The organism is Thioalkalivibrio sp. ALJ7 (assembly GCF_000376865.1).
Lineage (GTDB): Bacteria > Pseudomonadota > Gammaproteobacteria > Ectothiorhodospirales > Ectothiorhodospiraceae > Thioalkalivibrio.
In genome coordinates this window covers 153,872-171,657 of record NZ_AQXQ01000009.1, presented here as the reverse complement: position 1 = coordinate 171,657, position 17,786 = coordinate 153,872, and the positions used below count along the sequence as shown (strand labels likewise).

The window sequence follows — 17,786 nt, the reverse complement described above, 5'->3', positions numbered from 1 at the left end:
GTTACCGCAGGACCTCCAGGGCTCGGTGCTCCAGGTACTTGATGGACCGAATGACCTCATCCCGGTCCTCCAGGTACATCACGTGGATATAGAGCACCTTCTTGTCGGTGGACACGTCCAGGCTCAGGGTCCCCGGTGTCAAAGAGATCAGATTCGCGACGATGGTGATCTCCCCGTCGGTCTTCGCTTCCAGTGGGAACGCGATGACACCCGGCACCATATGGTGGGTCGGCGTGATCACGTCGTAGGCCACTTTCAGGTTCGACAGGAATAGCTCCCACAGGAAATAACCAATAAACGCGATGAACTTCGGCACCCGCCGCGCGTAACTGGCAAACCCCGGCATGTCGCGCAGGGCAAAGGCCAGCAGCACGTAGCCGAGAAAGAACCCCACCAGCAGGTTCCCGGCGGTAAAGGTACCGGTCAGGAAGACCCAGATCAGGGCCAACGCTATATTCCAGGTCAAGGCGATCATTGGCGGCTCTCCCCGAGGACCGCTTCAATGTATTGCGACGGATCCAGCAGTTGCTCGGCCGACATCGCCGCCATCTGATAGATCGGCTCGCCGTACAGGCCAATGGCCACGGTCATCAGTGCGAGCATGATCACCGGGACCCACATCCAGACCATCGGACCGGAGGTCACATCATCGGTCTCCACGCCTTCCGGCTGGGCCTTCCAGAATACCTCGGCCCAGATCTTGATCATCGAATACAGCGTCAGCAGCCCCACCACCAGTGCGACCGCCACCGCCCAGTAGGCCTCGGCCTCGATACCGGCGCGGATGATAATGAACTTGGCGAAGAATCCGGACAGCGGCGGCAGACCGGCCAGCGACAGCGCCGGGATCAGGAACAACACGCCGAGCATCGGGTGGGTGCGATAGATCCCGCCCATCAGCTTCAGCTCGTGGGTCCCCTTCATCACGAAGGTGATCCCGCTGATCAGGAACAGATTCGCCTTCACGATGATGTGGTGCATGATGTAGAACACGCCGCCCACGATAGCCAGCGGCGTGAACAGTGCCAGACCCAGGATCATGTAACCGATCTGGCTAATGATGTGGAATGACAGGATGCGCCGGAACTCGTAGTGCGCCGCGGCCCCGAGCACGCCGGTCAGCATGGTCGCGGCCGCCACCCACAGCAGGATCTCGTGGGTAAAGTCCACCTCTTGATTGAAGATCAGCGTGAACACGCGATAGAGCGCGTACACCCCCACCTTGGTCAGCAGGCCCGCGAACAGCGCGGAGACCGCGACCTTGGGCGTGTGATAGGACGCCGGCAGCCAGAAGAAGAACGGGAACGCCGCCGCCTTCACCCCGAACGCGACCAGGTACAGCATCGCGATCACGGTGACCAGCCCGGTGTCCTCCACCGTAGACAGCTTGTCCGCGATGTCGGCCATGTTCAGTGTACCGGTCAGCCCGTAGGTCAGGCCGATTGCGGTCAGGAAGATCATCGACGACAGCAGGTTCAGGGTGACGTACTTGATCGCCCCTTCCATCTGCGCTCGCTCCCCCCCCAGGATCAGCAGCGCGAAGGAGGCGACCAGCATCACCTCGAACCACACGTAAAGGTTGAAGATGTCGCCGGTCAGGAAGGCGCCGTTCACGCCGGCCAGCAACAGATGCAGCAGCGGGTAGTACCCGAACTTCTCCGACATCTTGCCGATGCCCGAGAGCGAATAGATTGCGGTGGCAAACCCGATGATGCCGGTCAACACCACCATGATCGCCGCCAGCATGTCGGAGACCAGCACGATGCCGAACGGCGCCGGCCACGAGCCCATCTCCATCACCACATGGCCGTGCTCCCAGGTATCGGCCAGCAGCCAGACGGACACCACCAGCATCGCGCCGGTCCCGATCACGCCGAGGGAGCGCTGCGCGAAGTGCGAGCGCCAGAGCATCACGGACAGTGCGCCAAACAGCAGCGGCAGCACGACCGGAAGGGCCACCGAAATCATCATCGATCGGTGTCCTTCATCTGGTCCATGTCGTCGGCCTGCACCACCTCATAGGCGCGGTGGATCAGCACCACGGCGAACGCCAGCACCCCAAACCCGATCACGATCGCGGTCAGCACCACGGCCTGGGCCAGCGGATCGGCGGATACGCCTTCGGGCACCGTGTCACCCGGTGAAATCAGTGGTGGCGCCCCCGAGGTCATGCCGGCCACCGTGAAGATCAGCAGATTCGCAGCATTCGACAGCAGCACCAGCCCGATCACCAGCTTCACGATCGAACGGCGCAGCATCATGTAGATGGCCGCGGCGTAGAGGCCGCCGACCACGATGGCCATGACGACTTCCATTACTCCTCCGCCTCCGCGAGGGTCAGCATGATGGTCAATACCGAGCCGATCACCACGAGGTACACCCCAATGTCGAAGATCAGCACGGTCGAAAGCTTGATCTCGCCAAACAGCGGCGCGGTGAATTCCCACCACTGCGCAGTAAAGAAGGGCTGGCCCCGGAAAACCCCCGGGATCGCACTGATCACCGCCAGCACCATCCCGGTCCCGAGCACATCGCGCGGATCCACTCGCAACACCTTGCGTGCCGACTGGATATCCATCGAGAACAGGTACAGCACGATCGCGGCGGCCGCGACCAGGCCACCGATAAAGCCACCGCCCGGCTCGTCATGCCCACGCAACAGCAGGAATACGGAGAACAGCAGCAGCAGCGGCAGCAGGAAGTGCCCCGCCGTGCGCAGGATTAGCGAGTGCATGTTCATCGGCGGTCCTCCGCACGGAACCGGATCATCGCGTACACCCCGATCGCGGCCAGGGCCAGCACGAAGATCTCGCCCAGCGTATCCAGCGCGCGGAAGTCGACCAGCACCACATTCACGATGTTCCGGCCATAGCCCGAGGGCACCGACTCATCAATGAAGTACTGCGAGATCGACGGAAACAGGCGCGCGTCCAGGGTGCTCAGGATCAGCAGCGTGATCATGCCGCCCATCACCAGGGCAATGCCGGCGTCGCGGATACGCAGCGCGGTGGACGACAGATTGAGGAAGCCCGGGAGGCGGAACAGCACGAGCACCAGCAGGATCACGGTCAGGGTCTCGACCAGCACCTGGGTAATACCGACATCCGCCGCACTGTAGAGCACGTAGACCAGCGCCACGGTGAAGCCCAGTGAACCCAGCGCGGCGACACCGCCCAAGCGGGATCGGGTCAGCACGGCATACAGCATGGAAGCGACCAGGATGGCGAGGATCGCCATCTCATGGACCTCCAGGCGCTCGAGGTTCAACGAGCCCACCCCAACTCCGAACAGCTGAGCGGTGAAACCAACCAGACCCGCAGTCATGACCACAATCACGATCACGTAGTAGCGCAGGTAGCCGTTCTGCAGCACGCGGGTCTGCCACTCGGAGATCCAGACCAAGCCGTCCATCATCTTGAAATAGCCCTTCTCGGGGCCGTATTCGGCTGCGCGATCCACCCAGGCCAACGCGCGGCGCGCCTGCTCCCAGCGCCAGTACAGCACCCCGCCCGCGACCAGGCTGAAGGCCGAGATCGCCAGCGGCCAGTTGATGCCGTGCCACAACGACAGGTAGCCGTCCACCGGCGCGCCCTGCACGCTGGCCGCCGCGGCGTTGACCAGCCCCTGATCCGCCAGACCCGGCCCCAGGCCGAAGATCAGGCCGAGACTAGCGAGTACGGCAGGACCCGCCAGCATCGCCACCGGGGCATCGTGATGCGGGGTTTTGGGCGTTTCCACCCGTGCCCCGAACCAGGGACGGATACCGACGATCGCGGCCACCGCCACCCCCAGGATCGCAGTCAGCACGGCCAGCAGCGCCAGAATACCGCCCAGACTCGGGGCCTCCAGCACTGCCTCCAGCATCAGTTCCTTAGCGACGAATCCGAACAGAGGGATGACCCCACCCAGCGACAGGGCCGCCAGGATCGCGAACGCCGCCGTCACCGGGAGCGCACTGCGCAGCCCCCCAGTCTGCAGGAAGTCCTTGGCCCCGGCCTCGTGATCGAGGATGCCCGCGACCATGAACAGCGCGCCCTTGTACAACGAATGCGCCAGCAGGAAGGCCATCGCCGCCATCAACGCGGTCTCGGTGCCGATCCCGATCAGCATGGTCAGCGTACCCAGTGCCATCACGGTGGAGTACGCCAGGACCTTCTTCACGCCGGTGGAGCGAAAGGCCAGGAACACACCGGTAAACATCGTCACCGCGCCAAACAGCGCCAGCGTGGTAAACCAGATATCGGTCCCGCCCAGCGAGGGATTCAGGCGCGCCATCAGGTACACGCCGGCCTTCACCATAGTGGCCGAATGCAGGTAGGCGGAAACCGGGGTCGGCGCCGCCATCGCGCGCGGCAACCAGAAGTGGAACGGGACCTGGGCCGACTTGGTGAAGGCCCCCAACAGGATCAGCAACAACAACGGCAGGTACAGCGCATGCTCGCGGACCACGTCGCCGTTGTTGAGGATCTCCGACAGCTCCCAGGACCCGCCGGCCATCGCCAGCATGATGATCCCGGCCAGCAGCGCCAGACCGCCGCCTACGGTGACGAACAGGCCCTGCAGGGCGTACTTGCGGGCGTCCGCGTTCTCGTGGTTGTAGCCAATCAGCAGGTAGGACGTGATGCTGGTCAGTTCCCAGAACACGAACATCGCGACCAGATTATCCGCCAACACCAGGCCCAGCATGGAGCCCATGAAGGCGAGGATAATGACGTAGAACCGCCCGAGATCGCGATGCCCCTCAAGGTAGCGACCGGCATAGGTAACGATGAAAAAGCCAATGCCTGAGATCAGCAACGCGAACAGCAGCGACAGGCCGTCGACCAGGAACGAGAGCTGGATATCCAGCCCCGGCAGCCACGGCCAGACCAGCACAATCGACTCGCCGCTGGAAACGGCGGGCAGGAAGCTAAGGAAGTAAACGAACAGCGCAGCCGGCAACAGGCCCAGCACCCAGCCGCTGGAGCGGCCGGTCACGCGATGGACCGTGGGGGCAATCGCCGCCACCAGGAATGTTGACAGAATCGCGTACAGCATCCGGCCAGCTCAGTCCTTTCGATTCCGCGCCATGGACGCGGCCGATCGCCGCGCGTGAAGGGTCCTGCGTTACCGCTCAACGCCGTTCAGCACGCCTTGAGGCGCGACGCCCAGGTCAAACGGTTGCGGAAGCCTAACGACTCGGGTGGGACCGCGCAAGAAACTTGAAATTCCTCACGTCCGCCCCAGTCAAACCCAGTCGCTCTGGCGTCTACCAGTCGCTGCGGCGCCTACGGGCGGGGATTCGGGTCAGAATGATTCCGAGGATGACCGAGCCCACGGTCACCAGGGCCCCAGTCATGAACCATTTGCGCTGACTGTCGGCCTGCATCACTTCGACCTGGCGGCGATACTCGTCGGCCGAGTCGCGCGCCTCGATCAGGTCCTCTTCCAGACGACGGTTCTCGCGCTGGATCTCCTGCGGGCGTGCCGCAATCTCGCGCAACTCATCCAGCTCGGTTTCCATATCCCCGATCTGTCCCTGCAGCTCGTCACGCTCGCTGGTCAGGGCATTGCGTTGATCCAGCAGCTCCGCAATCCGACCTTCCTGGTCATCGGATCCCGACCGGATCTCGGCGAGCTCGGCCTCGACTTCTTCCAACCGCTCCCGCGAATGGGGCTCGTCCTGCAGATAGCGCGTCAGGATCCAGGCCTCCGTTCCACTCGGGAGTCGCACCCGACTCCAGCCATCGCCGGACTGCTCCATCACCGTAAGCGGCTGCCCCGCACGCACCGAACTGATGATCCGGTTCTGATTGGACGGGCCACCGCGCACACCCACTTCCAGCTCTTCGCTGACGTACCGGGTCTGTTGCGCGGAGGCACCACTCCATGCCAGCACCAGCAAACCACCCAGAACCAGCGCTAGCGCGCGCATCGGCCACCCTCTCATCGTCATGTCTGCTGCCATCTCTTGATTAGTCGGGATCAACGGCGCCGCATTCTACCGCGCGAATCGACCGCCGAGGGTGCGGCGCATGTCAGGTGTTGATCGAGTTCACATTCCCGGCAACGTATGTTTCACGCAAGGCGTTCGCGCACCGCTCGCGACGGGAACGTGATCAGATCAAACACCACCGGCAACAAGCGGCGGATCTGTGCCGCGGTCACCGCCAGCAGATACAACACCCCGGCCAGCAGGGCCAGCAACAGGCTCAAAAGCCCTCCCAGCATTACCCGGGTCGCCTGCAGTACCCCCACCAGCCACACGGGCGCCAACGCCACAATCAACGGAATCACCAGCCCGAGAAGCGCCCCTACGGACTGCTCGAACAGGTCCAGCATCAATGGTGGGGATTCCTCACCTTCCAATAGAGTCGCCATCAGCTCCTGACGATAGGCCACCCACTCCAGGTGAAAACCACCCAAACCGGAGATCAGCACGATTGCGGCCAACACCCCGACCGCAACGGCGACCAGTGCCCGGCGCACACCCTCGCTGCCGTCCATCAGGGCTTGCGGCAACAACCTTGAAGCCCCCCGTGCCTCGGCCAACAACCAACCGCTGACCGCTGCGGTCCCCAGCAAGATCGCGACCACAAGATCCGGGAAGGCGACGCCTCCGGCTTCGACCGAGGCTGGAAACTGCGCGCCCAGGGCCGGATCGAACAGACGCTGATACACCACCACTGCGGCCCCGGTCAGCACGAGTCCGGCGACGCCCAGCAGCCATTGGCTACCGGCTTGAGCATATGCTGGCAAATGCCGCTGTGCTGGATGATCACGGCTCTCACACCGTGCAAGCCCATTGTCCAGCCGCTCCCCCTGACGCTGCAGGTCCGCCAGCCTCCGATGTACTTGTTCCAGCCGCGCGGTCAGCTCGTGCAGCGGTGCTTCCATCCGGCGCCGGGCGGACAACAAGCCACTCGCCATCTGGCGGTGCTCTTCCATCCCCAGTCGCGCGATCCGCAACACGGTTTCCTGCATGTCATGCGCCAGTCGCTGACCCTGAGGGCTATTGCTTACCGGCGTGCTGATCAGCGCCTCCAGCCGACTCACCCAGGCCGGCTCGGCGGACAGACGTCCCTCGTCACGCGTATAGGCATCCTCCAGCTCCCGCAGCGTCTCGTGCACCTGCTGGCGCAGGTCCGGGATCTCCGCCAGGTCATGCCCCACCAGATGCCCATAGCGCCGCTCAAGGGCATGGACCGCCACATGCACACGTTCCGCCTCCAGGCGCGCCAGATGAGTGTGGTGCCAGCGCAAGGCCGAGTCGCGCAGGTGCAGGACCTGGCGCCGCAAGGCGCATACCAGGCGTGTAGCGCCACCCGTCACCCCCACCAACAACCTCCGCAAGGGTCGCCGTGCCAGGTCCAGCACCACAATCGCGACAACAATCCCCAGTACCCAAAGCAACACAGTGACGGCCACGGCAACCCCTTGCTTGTTGTTCTTTTACCGCATGGTCCGTGCCCGCCATCCCCAGCGCAACTCCGACCTCCATACGGCCCGCCGATTATGTCGGATCATCCCCGCAGATGCCCGTTCTCGACCAGACCCGTGGATCTTAGTCTCAAGTTTGTGCCGCTGACGCCGATACTCGATTTAAATCCCCGGAGACTTCGCGATGCTCAGCCTCGACCTTCTGCCAGCCCCACTACCGGCCCGCACCGAGAATCCCGCCTGGCTGGATGCCGGCTTTACCGCCGGCTGGCTCCCGGCCTTTCGCGACCGCCAAACCGGCGAAGTACACGCCAGCCACCTGGAAGATGGCCGTCTGGCCTGTACCCACATCCTGGATACCGTCCCTTCACACTGGGTCGCCGAACACGACAATAAGGGCCGCCCAGGGGCACTGGTCGCCGACATCCAGGCCGGTTACCTGCGCGGCGATCGCTTCTTTACCCTCGCCGAACTGCTACGGTATCCCTCCGACGCCTGATTAAGGAAACACTGATTACTGTGCACGCTCGCGTTGGTACCCCAGGTTTTTCGAGACCAGGCGCGGTGCGCAGCCGGTAGTGGTTCTACCGGCAAGGGCCGCAACGCGGGATCGGGGAACCTGGGGCGCCAACCCCGCAAGCCATTGAAACCAGGGGCTTGGCCGCTTTTACGTGGGAACGGCGTTGCGGTTCCCTTGTGCAGAATGACTGCACGGCGGTCACCGCGCCTTGTTCGCACGCAAAAGCGACTCGAGCGCGAGCGGGCACAGTAATCAGTGTTTCCTTAAAGGCCATCAGCGCACCACCGAAACCCGCCGCAATTGCTTTTGTGCGCGGGTTTCGGTCCAATACCGGCCTTTTCCCCGAGCGGCGCTCCCATGCAGAAGAATCAGTACGATCGCGACGAACTCCTGGCCTGTGGCCACGGCAACATGTTCGGCCCCGGCAATGCCCAGCTACCGGTCCCCAACATGCTGATGATGGACCGCGTGCTGGAGATCAACAGCGACGGTGGCCAGTACGGCAAGGGCGAAATGATCGCCGAGCTGGATATCCATCCCGATCTGTGGTTCTTCGCCTGTCACTTCCCCGGCGACCCGGTGATGCCCGGCTGCCTTGGGCTGGACGCCATGTGGCAGCTCGTCGGCTTCTATCTGGCATGGCTCGGCAACCCCGGCCGCGGCCGCGCCCTGGGCGTCGGCGAGGTCAAGTTCACCGGTCAGGTCCTGCCGACCGCCAAGAAGGTCACCTACCACATCGACATGAAGCGGGTGATCTCGCGCAAGCTGGTGCTCGGCATCGGCGACGGCATCGTCAAGGTCGACGGGCGGCCGATCTACGAGGCCCACGACCTCCGCGTCGGCCTGTTCACCTCCACCGAAAACTTCTAGTCCCACCGGCTTCCGCCATCGCGAGCGCGGGAGCCGGTGTTCTTCGCCCTCCCACGTTTCCCTGCCCTTTACCCGCCTCCTGCCTGGTAGTGGCTGGTCCTGGAGTGGCATCCGGTGTTTATGGTGCCTTCGGTCCGCGACCTGCCAGGCGCTGACTCGCCAGCGCGCCCCGAGTTACTTCTTTGCTCGTGCAAAGAAGTCCCCAAGAAACACGCCCGACTGCCGCGACCCCGGCCCGCTGCGCGGGCCGGGGTTTCCCTCGCTCCGAGGGTTTTCGCGGGCGGCGCTGAACTCGCTGCGCCTTCGGCTCCGCTCAGACATCCAGCGCCTCTTCTCCCGCGAAAACCCTCTCCGCTCGGCGCGACGACAACGGGGAGGCAGGTCAAGACAACGGCCATCCCGGCGTTGTTGCTAATGGATGATGGCTAGGCCTTCGATCATCTCGGGCACGCTCGGCCTGCGGCCATGGCGTGCCGCGCCCGCGTAGCGGGCGCCGGGGCCTTCGAACGGCATTGCCTATTGTTATGTCCGGGGGGCGGAACACCTTCTGTCTTGACCTTCGCCTCCCGTATGGAGCCCCTTGCGGAAGGGTTTTCGGGCCGGAAGAAGGCGCTGGATGTCTGAGCGAAGCGCAGCGTAGCGAGTTCAGCGCCGCCGGCCAGAGAGCCCTGGAGCAAGGTTCCCGGGCGAAATCCGGGTGCCCTTCTTTGGGTCCTTTCTTGGGCAAGCAAGAAAGGACCTCGGGGCGCGCTGGCGAGTCAGCGCACGGCAGTACGTGGACCGAAGGCACGTAAACACCGGAGGACGAACCAGGACCAGCCACAGAAAGGCATGCGGCTGAACGAAGTCTCCGGATACACCCGATGCCGAACCAGGGTCTTGATGGGGCCGGACAACCGAGGCGCTCGGCCGACGGCGGACAAGCCGCGTCACCCATCCACTTCGGAGGACGCGCCGAACGCGTCGTGCAGCCAGCCTCGCAGGGCATCAAACCCGTCTTCGGCAAACTCGGACGGCGGCTGCATCCCGGGCACAAAGCCGCGCGCGCGGAACGGCTCCAGCAACTCCGGATCGCCCGAGATCACATGCACCGGCACCGCCCAACTGGCGTCCTGCCCAGTGATCAACGCCGCCGGCTGGTGATCCCCCAGCAGGAAAAACAGCGTGTCCTCGTCCGCATAGCGCGCGGCATAGCCCCCGGTGACCTCCAGCGAATAGCGCACCGACTCCGCGTAGTACTCGCGCACCCGATCAAAGTCCCGCCACAGGGCTTCCGGCGTCGGCCCCTTCCCGGCCCATTCGTGGAACACCTCACCATCGCCGATCGTGTCCCAGTTCTCGATCACAGGGAGGATTGGCGTCCACGGCGCATGCGAACTCACCAGCGCCAGCATGGCGAAGATCGGCTCATCGCTCGGGGCCCGCACCTGCTCCTCGAAGAACGACCAAGTGTACTGATCCGGCATGGTCACCCAGAAGAAGGGCGGGCCCGCGTAGTCAAAGGCATGCTTATCGACGATCCGGTCCCAGCCAAACCAACGCCCTTCCGGCCAGTCGAGCTGAATGGCCGGGGCCAGCATCGCGGTGTGATGCCCGGTTTCCCGGAAATCCTGCACCAGCGTGTCGCGCGGTTGTGTCTGCAATGCCGCGTAATGCCCGGCGTAGCGCACCTGCAGGCCGGCGAGCAGCGAGGCCTGTGCCAACCAGGACTGTCCGCCGGCAATCGGCGCCTCCAGCACCCCCGTCGCCACATGCAGATCGGCGGCCTCCAGATCGGCCTGGAGCGCGTCGAGTACGGGACGAATGACGGGCGCATAGCGATCGTCGAACACCGCCGAGACCCCATAGGACTCGATCAGGCCCAGCGTCACGTCCACCCCCGAGAGTCCCGGGAGCGGTTGCGCACTGGCCTCGTGGGACAAACGCTGCAGTTCATCACGGAAGCGGCGATTATCGGCGGCGGCGCCCTGTGCGGCGGTGACCTGTTGCGCGACCAGTCCCGCGCCAGGCGCCACCGTCCCAGGGGGCGCAACGCCACGCAGGTCCGCCAGGGTCCCGACCAATCCCGCGACCAGCAGGCCCGCCGCAGCGGCCGCTGGCACTCGCCGCCATCTCGAGCCGCCCGATGAAAGTGCGAACAGACCGCGGTGGGCACCCCAGATCACGGCCATCAAGCCCACCACCAGCACGAATCCCAGCAACATAGTGGCGACAAGGCCGAGATTGCCGGTAACCAGACGGTACACCGCATCCAGCAGGATCCAGTCCTGCCAGACGTTCAAGGGGCGTGTGAGGCTGGCCCGGGTGAGGGCGTCAAACAGGGTCAGCACCACCAGAGAGAGCAGCACCAAACCAGCGGCCCAGGCCAGAAAGTGGGCCAAACGGCCCGCCGGAAGCAGGGCAAAAAGCCCGGTAAGGAACAACGCCTCCCATGCCAGCCAGTGCCCGCCGAAGGCCGCGTACTGCGGGATCTCAAACGCCAGCAGGACGATGTTCAGCGCCGCCAATACCAGTAGCAGGCGCAGCATGACGGTCAGGACCGATCCCCGCCGAAAGTCATCCGCTGCATCACACCGTCCCGACGCACCAGCGCGTGATGTAACGCCGCCGCGATGTGTCCCAGCGCCAGCAGGGTAATGGCAATGCCCAACGCCCGGTGCCAGCCAAACAGGACCTCCGACAACGCCTCGTTCTCCGGGAACAACCCGGGCAGGAACAACGGACCCAACTGCACGGGGTAGCCGCCGGCGGCGGTGGCCCACCAGCCGATGACCGGCATCACGATGAGTAGCACATACAACAGACCGTGTACGGACTCGGCGGCGATTCGTTGAGCCCGCGGCAGCGCCATGGCGTAAGGCGGTTTGCCATGACGCAGGCGCAGGCCCACCCGCGCCACCATCAGAAACAGGATCAGCACGCCGAAGGACTTGTGCCAGGTATAGATCCGGTCCGTCCCCGCCGCTCCAAATCGCTCCTGCAACCCCTCGAACCCAAACCAACCAATCGTTCCGCCGAGTACCAGCGCACCCAGCACAAGGGCAGCGATCAACCAGTGCAGGACCCTTTGGCTGCGGGCGTAGCGCGGCCAACGCTGGGCATTTTCGGTATCCATATCCTGCTCCCGCTCAAACCGGTCTTCAAAATGCAGGGGGTGTTCGTTGATCGCAACCGGAAGGGTTTCCCCAACCCCACTAGCGGCATGCCCCTCAAGGCGCGCAGCGCCGCTAAGCTACGGGCATGCTACCGAAGAATCCACCCGACCTGTCCGGCATCCGCTGCCTGACGTTCGACCTCGACGACACCCTGTGGCCGGTGATGCCGGTGATCCATCACGCCGAGGCGCGGTTCTATGCCTGGCTTCGCGAGCATGCCCCGGCCGTTTGTGAACGGTTTGACGCCGAGGCGCTGATCCAGGCGCGCACCGCCTTCATGCGCGCCGCGCCCGCCCACGAGCGACATGACCTCACCGGCCTGCGCAAACAATGGCTGCGCGAGCTTGCCGACACCTGCGGCTGCTGCCCGGACCATCTCTCCGGCGAGGGCTTCGAGGTGTTCTGGCATGCGCGCAACGAGGTCACGCCCTACCCCGAGGCGCAGGATGTCCTCGACCAACTGGGTCGGCACTTCCGGCTCGGTGCGATCAGCAACGGCAACGCCGATGTCTTTCGCACACCTCTGGGGCACCATTTCGATTTCGCGATCGCCGCCGGCGAGGCCGGGGCCGCCAAACCGGACCCGCGCATCTTCCACCAGGCCCGCGAGCAGGCGGGCGTGACGCCCGGGGCCATCCTCCACGTCGGCGACGACAGCAACGCCGACGTGCTGGGCGCCCTGCAGGCCGGCTTCCGCGCCGCCTGGTTCAACCCGCAATCCCTGCCCTGGGAGCACGGTCACCCTCGCCCCTGCCTGACCCTCGGCCGCCTCGGCCAGCTCCCCCGGCAACTCGGCATCGAAACCTGACCCCGCGCACGACCACACCCGTGGGAGCCTGCTTGCAGGGTCCCACAAGGGCAGAACCGATGAAGGGACCCATCCCATGCTCCGGGATTGGCTTTACCCCACGATTCTCCCAAACTGCGCCCATGACCCCGACTGCCTCCCCGCGTCCATGAAGCTCCTGTGCGTGGGCGATATCCACCTCGGCCGCCAGCCCTCGCGCATCCCGCCGGCGGTGGACGAGGCGCTGGGTATCGCGAACCTCAGCCCGGCCGCTGCCTGGCGCCGCACCGTCGACTACGCCGTGGAACAGGACATGGACGCGGTGCTCCTGGCCGGCGACGTGGTCGAACAGGAAGACGACTTCTACGAGGCCTACCGCGACCTCCGAGCAGGGGTCGAACGCCTGACCGAGGCGGGCATACGTGTACTCGGCGTTGCCGGCAATCACGATGTGCAGGTCCTTCCACGGCTCGCCGAATCCCTGCCCGCCTTCGAGTTGCTGGGCGCCGGCGGACAGTGGGAGACCCGCGACCTGCACCGCGAGGACGGTGAGCGCCTGCGGGTGGCCGGCTGGTCGTTCCCCGATGCACGCGTCACCACCAGCCCGCTGGAGGGCGACTTCCCCAAGGCGACCGACTGCCCCACCGTTGGCCTGCTGCATTGCGACCGCGACCAGTCCCGCAGCCCGCACGCCCCGGTGCGCAGCCGAGACCTGGAGGCGGCCCCAGTCGAGGCCTGGCTGCTGGGCCATATCCACCGCCCCGACTCACTCGCCGCACCGCGACCGATGGGCTATCTGGGCTCCCTGACCGGCATGGACCCGGGCGAGCCCGGCCGCCACGGACCCTGGTGTCTCGAGGTCAACCCGGATGGCCACCTGGCCATTGAGCAGATTCCACTGGCACCGCTGTACTGGCATACGCTCGAGATCGCCGTGGATGCCCTGCAGGAAGCGGCCGACATCCACCGCCGCGTGACCGAGGCCCTGGAAGCCCTGCATGCCGAGCTGGAAACCTGGAATCACGGGCCCGCGGCCGTGGGTTGCCGTCTGCGCTTCACCGGGCGCAGCGATCAACGCCATGCCCTGGAGCGCAGCCTGCATGCCGACGACCCACGCACCACTCCGCAGGACTTTGGGGGCCGGTTGTATTTCGTCCACGACTGGCGCCTGGACGCCCTGCCTGCCGTGGATCTCGAGGAGCTGGCCGCGGGCAGCGACCCCGCTGCACTGCTGGCCCGCAAGCTCCAACTGCTGCAAGGCCCGGACACCGCGGCCCGCCGCGAACTGCTGGACCAGGCCCGCGAACCACTCACCCAGGTGATTCACGACCCGCGCTATCGCGCGCTCGCCCCCGACACCCCCGATGACGAGGTCATCGCCCGCCAGCTGGAGGCCGCCGCCCTGCATGCCCTCGACCGGCTCCTGCTCCAGCGCGAGCACGAATCGTGAGGGCGGCATGAAACTGGACTCACTGAACATCGTCCGGCTGCCGGGCATCCACCCAGGCTTCCGCCTGGATGCCCTGGGGCCCAGCGTGAACGTGATAGTCGGCCCCAACGCCTCCGGGAAATCGAGCCTTGTGCGGGCCGTGCGAGCGGTGCTGTATGCGCAGGAACTACGCCAGACAGGCGTCCACATCGAGGCCTCCTTCGTCGAAGACGAAGGCCCGCTGCAGACCCATCGACTGGGGACCGATCTGTACTGGTCCCGCAATGGCGAACGCATCGAGGCGCCCCCGCTGCCGGATGCTCGCTTCATCGACTGCTACACCCTGCGCATCGAGGACCTGCTGAACGCCGACCACGGCACCGAACAGGAGATCGGTCAGCGCCTGGCCCGCGAACTGGCCGGTGGCTACGACCTGCCAGCCCTGCGCGACGATCCTGCGCTGAACCTGAAGACCACCCACGCGCGCAGCGAGTCGCAAGCGCTGACCGCTGCGGAAAAGGAACTGCGCGAGTGTGCGCAGCAGCAGCGCGGCCTGCAGCGCGACGAGCAGCGCCTGGACGACCTGAAGGCGCAACGCGAGCAGACCCAGCTCGCCGCGCTCGAGGCCGACCAGTACTCGCGGGCCCTGGACCTGCTGGGGGCCCGCCGCGAACACCGGGACCTCGAAACCCGGATGGCGGCCTTCCCACCCGGTCTGGACGCGCTTCGCGGCGACGAGCTGCAACGCCTCGCCCCGCTCCAGGACGAGTTGCGGCGTCTGGAGGACGAACAGCAACTCGTCTGTAAGCGCCTCGAGGAGGCCGGCCAGCGCCGCGACGAGACCGGGCTGGCCGACCTCGATCTGGACACGGATGCGGTGGACGCCCAACGCCCCGCGGTGCGCCGGCTGCAGGAGTTGGAAGGACGGCTGGAACAGGCCTCGAGCAAGCTGCACGAGGCCCAGGTCACGCTGGACCAGGCCAACGAAGACCTGGGCGGCACACCGGTGGCCGCCCCCGCTCTGGACCCGGACACGCTCCACCGGGTGGAAGAGGCCTTGGAGGCCCTGCGTACGCTACGGGCCGGCATCGAGCGGCGTGAGGAAGAACTCACGAGCCTGCCCCCGGTGGAGAACGCCCTGGCCGCACCCGACGCACTGCGGCGCGGGCGCGACGAGCTGTTGCATTGGTTGGGCGCTCCAAGCCCAGCACCCTGGAGCGGCCTGCGTCGTCTCGCCGCCGGGGTCGCTCTGGTCGCCGCGGCCGCCGCGATCGGCACGGCGGCGATGCTGGTGCACCTCGCGTTCGCTGCACTCGCGCTACCAGTCGCCTGGGGTACGTACATCCTCGGCCGCCCAACGACGGACAACATCCCGCGCGAAGCCGCAAAGGCACGCTTCCGTGATACCGGCCTGACACCCCCCGCAAACTGGGAGACCGACCCGGTCCGCCAGCGCCTTGCCCTGCTGGAACAGGAGTTGGAAACCGCAGAGACCGGGCGGCGAGCGGCGGAGCGGCGCGCCCAACTTGAACGCGAACTCCAGGAGCGTCGCACGGCCCGGGACCAGGAAGAAGACCGGCTGACCGCCATCGCCCAACAGGTCGGCTTCGACCCCGGCCACCTGGATGCCTCGCTGCAGCGCTGGGTCCACCTGAGCGCAAACCACGACCGGGCCCGCCAGGCCGTGAACGCGGCCCGTTCCGAGCAGGCGCACCTGGCGACCGAGCTGGATACCACCCGGACCCCCGTCATCGCCTTTCTGTCCCGCTATAGCGTCACCCCTCCAGACCCGGCCCCCTCGGCCGACAGCCTGGCCCAGCGTCTGGATCGCCTTGCGGCACGGCTGCAAACGCGGGACACCGCGCAGCACGAAAAAGAGGCCGCCCGGCGCGACCTCGAGCGGGCGCAAGCCAACGCGATCCGGACCCGCGAACAGATCGCCACACTCTACAAGGACGCCGGTCTGGAAGATGGCGATGAACCGACCTTGCGCGAGCGGCTGCGCCAGTGGCCCGGCTGGCGGGAACTGAACACGAAGTTGGGTCAGGTCCACGAGCGCGAGCGCGACCGCCGACGCCACCTCGAAGACCGCCCGGACCTGCTGGAGGAAGTCGAGGCTAACGACGCGGAGGCTCTGGAAGCGAAGCTCCAGGCGCTGCAAGACCAGGCGGCCGCCCGCGATCAACTAAGCGAGGAGATCGCCCGCATCGAGGCCGCGATCGACCATGCCGGCCACGCGCGTCAGCTGGAAACCGCCCGCGCCCGACGCGAACAGGCCCGCGATGCCCTGTCGGAGCGCCTGGATCAAGCCCTGTTCGCCACGGCCGGGAACTTCTTGCTGGATCAGGTCGAGGCCGAACACGAACAGTCGGTGCAGCCCGCGGCCCTGCGCCAGGCCCGCGAGTGGTTCCAGCGCTTTACCCGCCATCAGTACGAGCTGCAGTTCTCGCCTCACACCTCGGCGCGGTTCACCGCCCGCGAGACCGCCAGCGGGTCCACCCGCTCGCTCACGGAGCTCTCCAGCGGCACATGCATGCAGCTTCTCCTGGCCGTGCGCATCGCCTTTGCCCTGGAGGCCGAGCGCGGGCGCAGCGCGCTCCCGCTGTTTCTCGACGAGGCATTGGGCACGGCAGACCCGGATCGCTTTCGGGCCGTGGCGGAAAGCCTGCAGGCACTGGCCCACGAGGCCGGCCGTCAGGTCTTCTACCTGACCGCCCAACCCGAAGACGCCCGTTACTGGCAGGCGCAGGATTCCAGCGTCGAGATCATCGATCTGGCCGCACGCCGCTGGGGGCAGCAAACATTGGCCAGCGACAAACAGCTGGCTTTTCCGGAATCCAACCCCGTACCCGCCCCCGGCCGCGATACGCCCGAAGACTATGCTCAGCGGATCGGCGGCGTCCCGCTGATCGACTGCTGGCAGGATCCGGCTCGCATCCACCTGTTCCACCTGCTGCGCGACCGCCTGGACCTGCTGCACCACTTGCTGGAGCTCGGCGTGGATCGTCTGGGCACACTGGAATCACTGTTACAAAGCCCGGCCGACTCCCTGTTGGAGTCCACCGACCAACAGATGCTTCTGGCGCGCAGCGACGCCGTGCGCGCATGGATTCGCGCCTGGCGCCAGGGTCGCGGCCGCCCGGTGGATCGCGCTGCCCTGGAGGCCTCCGAGGCGGTCAGTGCGACCTTCATTGACGCCGTCGCCGACCTGGCCACACAACTGAATGGCGCAGCCGAACCGCTCCTGCGCGAGCTTGAGAACGGCACGGTCAAGCGCTTTCAGACCAGCGCCCGCGAGCGCCTCGAAGAATGGCTCAACGATAACGGCTACATCGACCCAAGCCCCGTCCTGACCGATGTCGAACTCGAGCACCGCGTGATCGCGACCCTCAAGCCCTACCATTCCACACCGGAAGCCGCCGTCACCGAAGGCCAGACCCTGGCCCGCGCCCTCCAGACCGCGTTGTTCCATCCCACCTGAGTGGCGCAATGACGGAAGCCCGAAAAGCGTTAAGGAGACTGGAAGGAAGATAATGGTGGTCGAGCTTAGGATCACCCGGTCATCCCATCAGGAACCTGCTTACGCTTCTTGTCTTCCTGTTACCG

General features: G+C 65.8%; 14 protein-coding genes and 1 pseudogene. 6 read left to right on the top strand and 9 right to left on the bottom strand.

What is annotated here, in order from left to right; all coding sequences use genetic code 11:
• Position 1: 1 nt before the first annotated feature.
• The 7 genes from D002_RS0104680 to D002_RS0104650 form a co-directional block, all read right to left on the bottom strand.
• Positions 2-475 (bottom strand): Na+/H+ antiporter subunit E, encoded by a 474-nt coding sequence (locus D002_RS0104680; protein WP_018140752.1) that lies wholly within the window; start codon positions 473-475, stop codon positions 2-4.
• Positions 472-1,971: a Na+/H+ antiporter subunit D gene (locus D002_RS0104675; RefSeq protein WP_018140751.1), complete on the bottom strand. Its 1,500-nt coding sequence runs from the start codon at positions 1,969-1,971 to the stop codon at positions 472-474. Before D002_RS0104675 ends, D002_RS0104680 begins: the two co-directional genes overlap by 4 nt.
• The gene (locus tag D002_RS0104670; RefSeq protein WP_018140750.1) at positions 1,968-2,315 is read right to left on the bottom strand and encodes a Na+/H+ antiporter subunit C; all 348 of its coding nucleotides are present in this window, start codon (positions 2,313-2,315) and stop codon (positions 1,968-1,970) included. Before D002_RS0104670 ends, D002_RS0104675 begins: the two co-directional genes overlap by 4 nt.
• Entirely contained in the window at positions 2,315-2,740 is a 426-nt protein-coding gene (locus D002_RS0104665; RefSeq protein ID WP_018140749.1) for a Na+/H+ antiporter subunit B, read from the bottom strand. The genes D002_RS0104670 and D002_RS0104665 overlap by 1 nt, the downstream gene beginning before the upstream one ends.
• Entirely contained in the window at positions 2,737-5,037 is a 2,301-nt protein-coding gene (locus tag D002_RS0104660) for a putative monovalent cation/H+ antiporter subunit A (protein ID WP_018140748.1), read from the bottom strand. Before D002_RS0104660 ends, D002_RS0104665 begins: the two co-directional genes overlap by 4 nt.
• Positions 5,038-5,248: 211 nt before the next feature.
• Positions 5,249-5,947: a TIGR04211 family SH3 domain-containing protein gene (locus tag D002_RS0104655; RefSeq protein ID WP_026181522.1), complete on the bottom strand. Its 699-nt coding sequence runs from the start codon at positions 5,945-5,947 to the stop codon at positions 5,249-5,251.
• Between the two features lie 110 nt (positions 5,948-6,057).
• Positions 6,058-7,392 carry a hypothetical protein gene (locus D002_RS0104650; RefSeq protein ID WP_026181521.1) on the bottom strand — a complete coding sequence of 445 codons (1,335 nt, stop codon included), beginning with the start codon at positions 7,390-7,392 and terminating at the stop codon, positions 6,058-6,060.
• A gap of 211 nt (positions 7,393-7,603) precedes the next feature.
• Here D002_RS0104650 and D002_RS0104645 point away from each other — a divergent pair, with 211 nt between their 5' ends.
• From D002_RS0104645 to D002_RS13940, 3 genes and pseudogenes are all read left to right on the top strand, one after another.
• A complete protein-coding gene (locus D002_RS0104645) occupies positions 7,604-7,918 on the top strand; it encodes a hypothetical protein (protein ID WP_018140745.1) in 315 nt (104 codons plus the stop codon).
• A 378-nt stretch (positions 7,919-8,296) separates the two neighbouring features.
• Positions 8,297-8,809: a 3-hydroxyacyl-[acyl-carrier-protein] dehydratase FabA gene (fabA, locus tag D002_RS0104640; protein ID WP_018140744.1), complete on the top strand. Its 513-nt coding sequence runs from the start codon at positions 8,297-8,299 to the stop codon at positions 8,807-8,809.
• Between the two features lie 418 nt (positions 8,810-9,227).
• A pseudogene (locus D002_RS13940) lies at positions 9,228-9,433 on the top strand (hypothetical protein).
• 305 nt (positions 9,434-9,738) lie between these two features.
• On the opposite strand, the gene D002_RS0104635 reads toward D002_RS13940, so the two are convergent.
• Complete coding sequence (locus tag D002_RS0104635; protein ID WP_018140743.1) at positions 9,739-11,337, bottom strand: hypothetical protein; 1,599 nt, start codon at positions 11,335-11,337, stop codon at positions 9,739-9,741.
• A gap of 5 nt (positions 11,338-11,342) precedes the next feature.
• Entirely contained in the window at positions 11,343-11,924 is a 582-nt protein-coding gene (locus D002_RS0104630) for a cytochrome b (protein ID WP_018140742.1), read from the bottom strand.
• A gap of 125 nt (positions 11,925-12,049) precedes the next feature.
• On the opposite strand from D002_RS0104630, the gene D002_RS0104625 reads away from it, so the two are divergent.
• The 3 genes from D002_RS0104625 to D002_RS0104615 all read left to right on the top strand — a co-directional run bounded on the left by D002_RS0104625 (position 12,050) and on the right by D002_RS0104615 (position 17,661).
• Positions 12,050-12,772: an HAD family hydrolase gene (locus D002_RS0104625; protein ID WP_018140741.1), complete on the top strand. Its 723-nt coding sequence runs from the start codon at positions 12,050-12,052 to the stop codon at positions 12,770-12,772.
• A 148-nt stretch (positions 12,773-12,920) separates the two neighbouring features.
• Complete coding sequence (locus D002_RS0104620) at positions 12,921-14,201, top strand: metallophosphoesterase (protein WP_018140740.1); 1,281 nt, start codon at positions 12,921-12,923, stop codon at positions 14,199-14,201.
• Positions 14,202-14,208: 7 nt separating this feature from the next.
• Positions 14,209-17,661, top strand: coding sequence for an AAA family ATPase (locus tag D002_RS0104615; protein ID WP_018140739.1), 3,453 nt, complete (start codon positions 14,209-14,211; stop codon positions 17,659-17,661).
• The last annotated feature ends 125 nt before the right edge of the window (positions 17,662-17,786 follow it).

What these genes read in the sequence shown, in the direction of transcription:
- D002_RS0104680 (WP_018140752.1), bottom strand. Translation starts at nt 475, where the DNA reads ATGATCGCCTTGACCTGGAATATAGCGTTGGCCCTGATCTGGGTCTTC.
- D002_RS0104675 (WP_018140751.1), bottom strand. Translation starts at nt 1,971, where the DNA reads ATGATGATTTCGGTGGCCCTTCCGGTCGTGCTGCCGCTGCTGTTTGGC.
- D002_RS0104670 (WP_018140750.1), bottom strand. Translation starts at nt 2,315, where the DNA reads ATGGAAGTCGTCATGGCCATCGTGGTCGGCGGCCTCTACGCCGCGGCC.
- D002_RS0104665 (WP_018140749.1), bottom strand. Translation starts at nt 2,740, where the DNA reads ATGAACATGCACTCGCTAATCCTGCGCACGGCGGGGCACTTCCTGCTG.
- D002_RS0104660 (WP_018140748.1), bottom strand. Translation starts at nt 5,037, where the DNA reads ATGCTGTACGCGATTCTGTCAACATTCCTGGTGGCGGCGATTGCCCCC.
- D002_RS0104655 (WP_026181522.1), bottom strand. Translation starts at nt 5,947, where the DNA reads ATGGCAGCAGACATGACGATGAGAGGGTGGCCGATGCGCGCGCTAGCG.
- D002_RS0104645 (WP_018140745.1), top strand. Translation starts at nt 7,604, where the DNA reads ATGCTCAGCCTCGACCTTCTGCCAGCCCCACTACCGGCCCGCACCGAG.
- fabA (WP_018140744.1), top strand. Translation starts at nt 8,297, where the DNA reads ATGCAGAAGAATCAGTACGATCGCGACGAACTCCTGGCCTGTGGCCAC.
- D002_RS0104635 (WP_018140743.1), bottom strand. Translation starts at nt 11,337, where the DNA reads ATGCTGCGCCTGCTACTGGTATTGGCGGCGCTGAACATCGTCCTGCTG.
- D002_RS0104630 (WP_018140742.1), bottom strand. Translation starts at nt 11,924, where the DNA reads ATGGATACCGAAAATGCCCAGCGTTGGCCGCGCTACGCCCGCAGCCAA.
- D002_RS0104625 (WP_018140741.1), top strand. Translation starts at nt 12,050, where the DNA reads ATGCTACCGAAGAATCCACCCGACCTGTCCGGCATCCGCTGCCTGACG.
- D002_RS0104620 (WP_018140740.1), top strand. Translation starts at nt 12,921, where the DNA reads ATGAAGCTCCTGTGCGTGGGCGATATCCACCTCGGCCGCCAGCCCTCG.
- D002_RS0104615 (WP_018140739.1), top strand. Translation starts at nt 14,209, where the DNA reads ATGAAACTGGACTCACTGAACATCGTCCGGCTGCCGGGCATCCACCCA.